This is a genomic window from Rheinheimera sediminis (assembly GCF_004005375.1).
Taxonomy (GTDB): domain Bacteria; phylum Pseudomonadota; class Gammaproteobacteria; order Enterobacterales; family Alteromonadaceae; genus Pararheinheimera.
The window spans coordinates 131,842-140,634 of sequence record NZ_RZUF01000014.1 but is presented as its reverse complement, the minus strand read 5'-3'; the positions used below and the strand labels follow the sequence as shown (position 1 = coordinate 140,634).

Genomic DNA, 8,793 nt, shown 5'->3' with positions numbered 1-8,793 from the left:
CTATTGACACCGAGAGGCTAATGGGTGACCCGTCCGATTCTCAAAACCGATACTTAGCGCCAACTTGCCAAGTGAAAGGTTTATAATTGAGGCTACCAAAGCGCTCTTTGCTAAGCTCGTTTTCTAAGGTGCCTGACTTCGCGCCGGCATGACGCAGTTCGGTGTGAAACGACCACGCTGCAGACCAGTTGTATTCCACGCCGACAAACCCTTGGTAAGTCAGATTGCCGCTATTCGACAGTGATTGTTCAATGCCATTTTGTTTCAGGTCTAAGTCGATTTCCTGGATCCAACCCAGACCTAGGCCCAGATAAGGTTGCCATTTGCCAACGGCGTCAAAGGAATAAATGGAATTAACATAAAAAATATTGGACGCGTAATTGCCTTCAGGAAAGAAGGTATTGCCAACTCTGGTTTCACTGTCGTTGCTGCGGTACTCCCACACCAGTTCCAACGCCACGTTCGGGTTGAACTGGTAACCGACGGCGGCACCAAAGGCCATCCCTTTTTCTAATTCAATCTCGGTGTTGATTGCATTATCCGTTCGTTTCACATCATTCATATAGCTGATCCCGGCATAGGGTTTCAGATAGATGCGTGAAGGCTCACTGGCGATACCCGGCATTGCAACGAACAGCAGTGCAAGCAAGCCTGCTGTGACATGGTTAATGTTCATCAAAGTCGATCCTTTGTTGTGCTAAATTGACAATTGATAGTTTGGAAGACCAAAACAACGGACTAAAGTTGTTTTGCACCAATGGGCAGGATTTTGCACCAATGGGCAGCTGCACAAAGGACAAGTAAGAGAATAATCTATGCAAAAACAGTCGTTTGAATTTGGAGATATCGCGCCTACCCGTTATTTTTTCACCATTTCGGTCCTCCTTGCGTTGTTGTTTGCGCTGATTGACCAAAATAATGAGCTGTCGCTGCTGGCCAGTTTACTGCTGTGGACTTATCAAAGTACCGTCCCGATGATGTTGATGGTTACAAGTCATATGCTGTTTGGACAAAGCGCGGTTTTTAACCTGCTCAATGCCTGGCTGAAACTGTCGCTTTCAGGTGTTTCTGGTGCGCTGCTGTTTGTGCCCCTGGCGCTGTTTGCCGATGTGCAGTTGGGGAATGAGCCGTTACCTATGGATCTCAACAATCTCATCTGGAGCTTAGTGGACGAGGCTGGTGGCGTACTCCCACCTGTGGTGCTTTGTTGGATATCGATTAATGCGCCTTGGGTGCTGGGTTATAAAGTGATGCGAGCGCCTGAAATGGCGGCCATCGAGACAGGGCATCAAGCAGAGGGTCAAGCCTTGCCTGCGCAGCCCACCGCAGCGGATGTTGCGTTGCAGCAATTGTTACCCGCAGACAAAAGAGGCCAACTGCTCTATCTAAAGTCTGAACTGCATTATCTTTCGGTGGTCACCACCCAGGGGAAATCACTGATTTTATTGAATCTCAGGGATGCAATTGCCGCCTGCCAACAGCTCGAAGGCCTGCAGCCTCATCGTTCCTATTGGGTCAGCAAAGCGGCGATCCGAGCCTTAAAAAAAGATGGTCGCGAAGGTGTATTGGTGTTGTTGAACAATGCCGAAATCCCGGTCAGTCGAAATAAAATGGCCACAGTCACGCGCTTGCTGGCTGAGTCATAAGGTCATGAGACATGAGACATGAGACAAAGAACATAGACGAATAATGAGACTTCGCATCACTCGCCGCTGTTTGCTAAAGAACAGCCAGCCTTTTAATCATCCAACCTATATGGGCAGGTAAACATATTCTCCTGCTTTGACTTTTTCTTCGTAAAATCGAAGAAATTAGTCCCTGAAACACTGTATGAGAGTTTGAGAGTAAAGGCGTAGCCATAACGCTGCGTTTTTTTGGTCTGACGAGGCTATTTTTGATGAGCTGCGATGAGCGAATTACGAAAATGACGCACACCGCAAGACCTGACCCTGAGGGCATTGCTGCAGTGGCAAATGGTGCAATTCGTTTCCAACTGAACAGAGATACACCAATAACTGCAGATTTATTGAAACAATTTGATGAAAATATGCTTGAAAACGCATCCAAATTTCAGATTGATGTCAGGCGCTTTGAAAACACGAATGTTCAAATGTTGCGGTTAAAAGTTCAGGAAAAGCGGGAATAAATATCGTGTTTATCATCTTGCAAGTCAAGTGAACAAAATCAGGTGATTTAGTCTCGACTTGATCTGACCATTGCATTGAGAAAGTGAGAGTTACCAGTTTTGATTGTAGGTGTCTAATCTAGTCCTTGAGGTAACTCTCAATGTATGCAATGTAACGCTTTCAGTGAAAAGCGCCGATTCAATCGAATCTCAGTGAATTTCCGCTTCTGGCACAAAGCACTCCTATAACACCCGCCAGCTGTGACCACAACTTTCACAGCCAACTAAGTACTTGTCGGCCTCTTTCCGTACTTTGGTGTGTTGGCTGTGGCATTGAGTACAGGGTTGTTTTAGTGCTGTGTTCTTACTGCAAATATGGCATTTCAAATAGTAACCATAACGCCCTGCGTGGACTGAAAGCTGATCCCAGCTTTGGCAATGTTTACATAAACCGTTGACCAAGGGTTCTGTGTGGCTGGCGGCAGTTTTAATGGGTTCTGCCGGATTAGACTTCGTTTTCTCTTTTACCTGCCATAGATCCACAGTCTGAACTTCAACCTCTTTAGCAGCGCTTTTGGGCTGTGGCTGAGCTGCGCGCACCAGATCTTGTTCTTCCGGCCTTAACTTCAGGTGTTCAGTGAGCAGGAAACTACAAATGGAATCCAGTTCCTCAGAGTTAAAATCTGGTCTGGTATCGTAGACACGTAACATGTTTGGTAGGTACTTAGGCAGGCGCATCAGGTCTTTCACGGCGTCTGCAATAAACTCGGTTTTCACCAGTTTAGCAGCGACGTCTTTTGGCGTTTTGCTGCGGTCAATAATGGCGTCACTGGAAATGGCACATAAAACGTCATAGCAACGGCCACCTAAACCCAGTTGAATTAAACCAAACAAACGACCCAGCATTTTTTCATGATTATTGGTAAGCACGTCTCTGAGTACTTTAAGCTGCAATTGTGCTTGCTTCACAGGAGATGGCATACCCTGCCATTGCTGGCGATAGCTGCGCGACCATTCTGCCTGAGCATTCACTCGTACTTCGCCTTTAATGCTTTTGGATTCAATCACAATAAAACCGAAGGTATAGACAATAAGGTGATCAATCTGAGCGTATTCGCCGTCGTAACACAGCTGCAAGTCGTGAAACACCCTCACCCTGTCGTCATCTTTAAAAGCCCGGCGCAGGTAAAAGGCGACATCCTGTTCTTGCTGGTTTCCGGCCTGTTGACGCACACCCACAGCGGCTTTTTGCTTTTTGTCTTTTACAATCATCCTGATTTACCACTACTGCAATGACCTACCGATGAACCTATAGCAGAAACAGATAAATTTCAATCCTGAAAATCAATCCACAAGCTTTAGCTAAACTGCCACTCCCCCACCTGCAACCGCTGTTTTACGCCAAACACCAAAAACTGCAGGGCTTCGAATACTTGTTCAAAGTCGTGGTTTTGATTGCTTAAACCCGGCAAGGACAAATTAGCTTCGGTGAAAAAGCGCCGTTGTTCGACTGTCGTGCTGTTGGCTTGTTGCCACCAGTTATTGATGCGGCCACGGCTGTGTTGCAATAAATCGCGGCCCGGCAGGCGGTCGCTTTTGCTGCGGTTTTCCTTGGCTGTGCAGGGCAATAAATTCCACTGATCGTTATTGGGCCAGTAGGAAAATGGCAGGCAGTGGTCTATGTCAAATTGTTTTAGCGAACTGCCGCTCCATACCGACAGCACCTGCTCGCCTTGTTGTTGTAGCTTTATTACTTTGTCGCGCACTGCGGCAGTTTCGCGTTTTTGCTCCAGCCATTGCAGGCTTAAATAATAGGTTTCCAGTGGCAGCGCCCGTGCTTTATTCAGCTGATATTTGGCCATTTCATCCACCCATTGCCGGGTTAACAAAGGCTCAATCCAGCAACCATAGTGGCGCAAGCACTGCCAGAGTTTGTCCTGATGAATTATAAAATGGCCAAAGCTGGCGAGAAATTCACGGTCGATTAACACAGATTCCGTTAACACCCGGCTGTTATTTTTCTCAATACCAAACAACGGATTATCTTTAGTTTTCTTATAAATATGCTTTACAGGGCCCTGCTGAATAGTATCGATACAATGGCTAAATAACTTTTGCAGCGCCTTAGCATCAGGGCCAGTAAACAAAGCGCCTACGGCAAAATCGTCTGCAGCTAAGTGCGTCAGTAAATCCCAGCCATCGGCTTTTTGAAAACCTAAACGCTTTGAAGGATCAGAGTTTTGTTGCAGGTTATAACTATCCAGCAAGCGCTTAAATTGCCGGATCCAATACAGCACCACTAAGCCGACAGGTAAGATAATTTGCTGACTGCTGCTATCCAGCACTGCGCCCGGATGTGCATCGGCAATCCGTACCAAAGTACGCAGCAAGGCCAGTTTGTAGGTGGACGATTTGGCCGAATTTAAAATGATATGCCGCACCTGGCTTAAACTGCCGCTGCCATCGTCCGGCAAGGTGCAGACCACAGTTTGCCATTGTACGTCGCTGCGGCCCATAGCGTCCGTGCCTTGCTGCTGGAATGTCAGCTCCAGCCCGTGTTGTACGCATAGTTGCTCTATGCTGTGAATACTAACTGGATAGGCGGTGCGGCCGTCGTTAAAGCCGCCGTGGCGCAGGCTAATCACCAAGCGGCCACCGGCTTTTAATAAGTTAGATAATTTGCGAAAACTACGTTCTTGTTCAGCAGGAATCAGGTGCATCCAGACAGCGCTGACTAAAATCAGATCGAACTTCAGACCCAGTTGCAGCACAGTTTTTAGCTCTGGCAAGCGGTCGTCCAGCCAGTGTACTGGTTTGTGTTGGGCGCCTTGTCGGGGGATGTGCAAAGTAGCAGTTTGTTGTTGCCCTAATTCACGTAAAGCTTTGGCAGGTTCCACCGCAAATACTTCGCAGCCTTGTTGCGCCAACCAAAGCGCATCGCGGCCGCTGCCAGCGCCTATATCCAATACTAAAGCATCAGCTGTTGGCCAGAAACTGCGCCAGCTTTGATGCACCTCTTCAGGTTTTAACGCATTGTATTGGCTGGCAAAACCTTCTGCCACTTGGTGGTAAATATCAATATTACTGCTCATGCCTAAGCTGCAATCCTTGAGTATGGCTGACGCCAGAATAGGTCCACTATTGCAAAGCTGTAGCGGAAAGCCAAGCCCCTAAACCAGACGATTCCAGCAGCGCCAGCTTAGTTCTCATCAATATCCCGCCACACCAGCCTGTTGCGGCCCTGGTGTTTGGCATCGTACAGCAGTATATCTGCACCTTTGTACAGCTGCTCGAAACAGGCTTTGGCTGAAACAGCCAGGCCTATACTTACAGTGACATCAATACCTTGTACTTTTTCGGCTTCAATAATTGCCAGCAGCTTTTCAGCAAATTTAACAGGCGAGTCGCTTTGGCTATTGAGGGTAATAATGGCAAATTCTTCGCCGCCAATACGGGCTAGTATATCGTTTTCTCTGCTGTTATTGGCCAGCAGCTGCGCCACTTTATGCAGCACCTCATCGCCTACGTTATGGCCGTGCTGGTCGTTTATATATTTAAAGTGGTCTATGTCGATCATAAAAAACGAATAGGCCATATTGTGGCGCAGCCCTTGTTTGATTAGGGTGGTAGCTCTGGCAATAAAAGCTCTGCGGTTCAACAGGCCTGTTAGTTCGTCGGTTTGCGACAACACTTCCAGCCGCTCAGCCCTGAGCTCTAAATCGTTACGCAGGTTCACCAATTCCTGATACAAGCTATCGCGTTGTTGTGCCGTGCTGATGGCCCAATAAATAGTTGGACATTCGCCCTGCACTATACGGGCATTTACCAGCACTGGCACAGCGCTTTTGGCTTGGGTTTGCAGGCTGAGTTGAATTTCGGTGCAATGGTCCTGATGCAGTAGCATCGGCATAACAAAACTTTCCAGTACTATTCTGGATGCAGGGGTGAAAAGTGCCGCAAACCTGCTGTCGTGCTGCGGCTGTTGCTGGCTTAGCTGATAAAAATATTGGCTAGCATATAGTATTTCGCCACTGTTCAGGCTGGTGACTACCAGCCCTACAGGAAAGTCGTGCCTGCTGAAATCAGGCGTCATACCACAGTTTCTTCCGGTAACAGCTGCTGCATAAACTGCTGAATATGCTCTGCCACCTGCTTTGGATGTGTCATGTGCAGGCAATGTCCTTTGGCTTCAACCACTTGCAATATACTTTTGGGGGTGTGTTTGTGCATATAGTCTCCAACAAACAAAGCGGCCAAAGCATCAGTTTGGCTTTGCAACAGCAAGACAGGGTGAGTGTTTTGTGGCAATAAGGTTCGGTAATCGGAAAAAAAGGTGGCTTTGGCAAAGTTCTTTGCGCTTATGGGGTTAGTACTGCAAAAGCTTTCGGCCAGCTCAGCACTGACAAAGTCTTGATCGGCGTCGCCCGCCACTAAAGGTGCCAGATACTGCGCCCAGCCAATGTAGTTTTTATCCATCAGGTCAATAAGCTCGGTTAAATCGGCTTTATTAAAACCGCCGAAGTAATCTGATGGGTCATTTAAAAAACAAGGCGAAGGGCACACCATCACTATGCTGTGAATGCGCTGCGGTATTTGCCGTGCTGCCAGTAAGCTGATAATGCTGCTGACTGAATGACCCACCAGCACTACATTATGTAAATCGAGGCTGGTACAAATATCCACTATGTCCTGTGCATAGCCTGCCAAATCGGCATACTTATGCCTGGAATACGCCGCAAGATTTGAAGCGCCAGAGCCGACGTAATCAAACAGCACCAGTTTGTATTGCTCACTCAGGTGTGGCATTAAAAAACGCCACATCAGTTGGTTACAACCAAAACCGTGAGCCATCAGCATCACCTGCTGGCCTGAACCCGTGATCTGTACATTGTTTCTGCGGATGATATCGTCGTAGGCGAGCATAAAAACTCCAACTAATGCTGACCAGATTACTCTGTAGGCCAGCGCGGTGCAAAGACGGCTTCAGTATAGCCTAACAAAGTTAGCTTGCTGGCGCGATAAATAGGATATAAAACAGTAGCTTGTACCTAAAGTTGTAGTTCTTTATTTGTATAAGCGCAGTTAGTTCAGCTTATTTTGCGAATCATCTCATGAATGGCCAGATGTTCAATTTGCCGCAGCATACGCAGCTCACCCGCTTTGCCCGGGTAAAGGGGCAAAGCCTCTACCTGTAGAATTAAGGCTGCAGCTCCCTTGGAGATCAGGCCAGTCATGGTTTTAATTTCACGCTCAGCCAAACTGGCTTTAATCCCCAGTCCCCCAGCAAACGCCAGCAGGTCCTGTAACCTCAATCCGGCAAAAGTTCTGGCTGTGCCCATAGGCTGAGACAGTTCAGCATTTAAATGATGGCCGCGTTCTTCGTAAATAATGGTTGAGAGCAAATCATAGTGCGGCATGATAGCCACCAGCCCCCGCTCAAAACGAAAGGACAGGTTTTTCATATGCGCATCGCCGTTACCAACCAAAGCATTAAACAAAGCCCAACGAAATAAAATAAGTTGGGTCAGTGCTTTAGTGCGGCACCTTTCAACCATTTTAGCCAACGACTCAACATGACTTGCTTTGTATTTATCTGCTGGAGGAATATTCAGCAACTGACAGCCATCCAGTATATGCAGCCTTTGCAGATCCGGATAAGTACCTGCTCTGTCAAAGCGTTCAACAACATAGGCGGCCTGAGGCACATACAAAACATCAACTTCAGGAACATTCATTTTGCATAATTTTGCCAGCTTCATCACAAACCATTCGTTGCGACAGGTGAAAGGATAAGTGGCAGGCTGTGAATGCTCTGGTTTAAGGATATGAGTGGATGGCCATTGGCCCGAAGGCTCGGCCAAAGCATGATCACGATAAATAACCAACATTTTGTGCTGAGCGCCAGCCAGCGACATACGTTTTCTGTTTTTATCGTTCAGTGGAGTTTTAGGCAAAGCTTCAATACGTTGATTAAGCTCTTCTGCTGTTAATGGATGAGCTGCACCTATGGGTAACATCTCGCCCGGACTTAACAGAGTCAGAGCTCCTGCCGATTCTGCACCTATTGCCAGCAGTAACGAAAAGATATCTCCGGCATCTACCTTTTCGTCTTTGGCCAGTAAAACTCTGGCATTTTCTTCAGGTAAAAGATTGTCAAAAAACCACTGTACCGGACGAGTGGTAGCACCATCCCATTTGATGCCGGTCTCAAGTGGTAAGGCTAAAGATAAGGCAAAGGCGTCAGAATGGCTGAGCCATGCTTCTGTGTAGGCAAAGCCCCAGATCGCATTTTCTTCGTAAATAGTTCCAATCTGCTCATTGTTAATAAACACATGGAGGGAACGACTCATTAAGCGCCCCCGTAGATAGCATCATGTAGCAGCTTTTGCTGAGCAGGCTTTAGCTCAGCTTGATCTAAAGGTAATTTTAATACCAGCTCAATACCCAGTTGATCTAAAAGCTCCAGCACCCTGCCAATTTCAACGCTGGTTTTACCATTCTCAAACTGGCTGATAAAGGTGACGCTATTGCCAGATAAGGAAGCGGCTGCAAACTGATCTATCCCCTGAGCTTTACGGGTCAATCGAGCTGCGCCTGCAATTTGCGCGACACTTTTAACAATGACGTCCATAACAAGCCCTTAAATTATGTGCGAACGTGTAAATAAT

At 47.2% G+C, this 8,793-nt stretch carries 9 protein-coding genes; 2 read left to right on the top strand and 7 right to left on the bottom strand.

The window, feature by feature from the left end:
• Window positions 1-40: 40 nt before the first annotated feature.
• On the bottom strand, window positions 41-676 hold the full coding sequence (locus EMM73_RS11285; protein WP_127686537.1) for a porin family protein: 636 nt from the start codon (window positions 674-676) through the stop codon (window positions 41-43).
• Window positions 677-815: 139 nt separating this feature from the next.
• On the opposite strand from EMM73_RS11285, the gene EMM73_RS11280 reads away from it, so the two are divergent.
• Window positions 816-1,646 (top strand): LytTR family DNA-binding domain-containing protein, encoded by an 831-nt coding sequence (locus tag EMM73_RS11280; protein WP_127686536.1) that lies wholly within the window; start codon window positions 816-818, stop codon window positions 1,644-1,646.
• A 278-nt stretch (window positions 1,647-1,924) separates the two neighbouring features.
• Entirely contained in the window at window positions 1,925-2,146 is a 222-nt protein-coding gene (locus tag EMM73_RS11275; protein ID WP_127686535.1) for a hypothetical protein, read from the top strand.
• A gap of 222 nt (window positions 2,147-2,368) precedes the next feature.
• Here EMM73_RS11275 and EMM73_RS11270 read toward each other — a convergent pair whose 3' ends face one another.
• From EMM73_RS11270 to EMM73_RS11245, 6 genes are all read right to left on the bottom strand, one after another.
• Window positions 2,369-3,397, bottom strand: a complete 1,029-nt coding sequence (locus EMM73_RS11270) for a nuclease-related domain-containing protein (protein WP_127686534.1) — start codon at window positions 3,395-3,397, stop codon at window positions 2,369-2,371.
• A gap of 86 nt (window positions 3,398-3,483) precedes the next feature.
• Window positions 3,484-5,217, bottom strand: coding sequence for a methyltransferase (locus EMM73_RS11265; protein WP_127686533.1), 1,734 nt, complete (start codon window positions 5,215-5,217; stop codon window positions 3,484-3,486).
• Between the two features lie 107 nt (window positions 5,218-5,324).
• On the bottom strand, window positions 5,325-6,218 hold the full coding sequence (locus EMM73_RS11260; RefSeq protein WP_127686532.1) for a GGDEF domain-containing protein: 894 nt from the start codon (window positions 6,216-6,218) through the stop codon (window positions 5,325-5,327).
• Window positions 6,215-7,048, bottom strand: a complete 834-nt coding sequence (locus EMM73_RS11255; protein ID WP_127686531.1) for an alpha/beta fold hydrolase — start codon at window positions 7,046-7,048, stop codon at window positions 6,215-6,217. Before EMM73_RS11255 ends, EMM73_RS11260 begins: the two co-directional genes overlap by 4 nt.
• Before the next feature lie 164 nt (window positions 7,049-7,212).
• Window positions 7,213-8,475 carry a HipA domain-containing protein gene (locus tag EMM73_RS11250; protein WP_127686530.1) on the bottom strand — a complete coding sequence of 421 codons (1,263 nt, stop codon included), beginning with the start codon at window positions 8,473-8,475 and terminating at the stop codon, window positions 7,213-7,215.
• Window positions 8,475-8,756 carry a helix-turn-helix domain-containing protein gene (locus EMM73_RS11245; protein ID WP_127686529.1) on the bottom strand — a complete coding sequence of 94 codons (282 nt, stop codon included), beginning with the start codon at window positions 8,754-8,756 and terminating at the stop codon, window positions 8,475-8,477. Before EMM73_RS11245 ends, EMM73_RS11250 begins: the two co-directional genes overlap by 1 nt.
• Window positions 8,757-8,793: the final 37 nt, after the last annotated feature.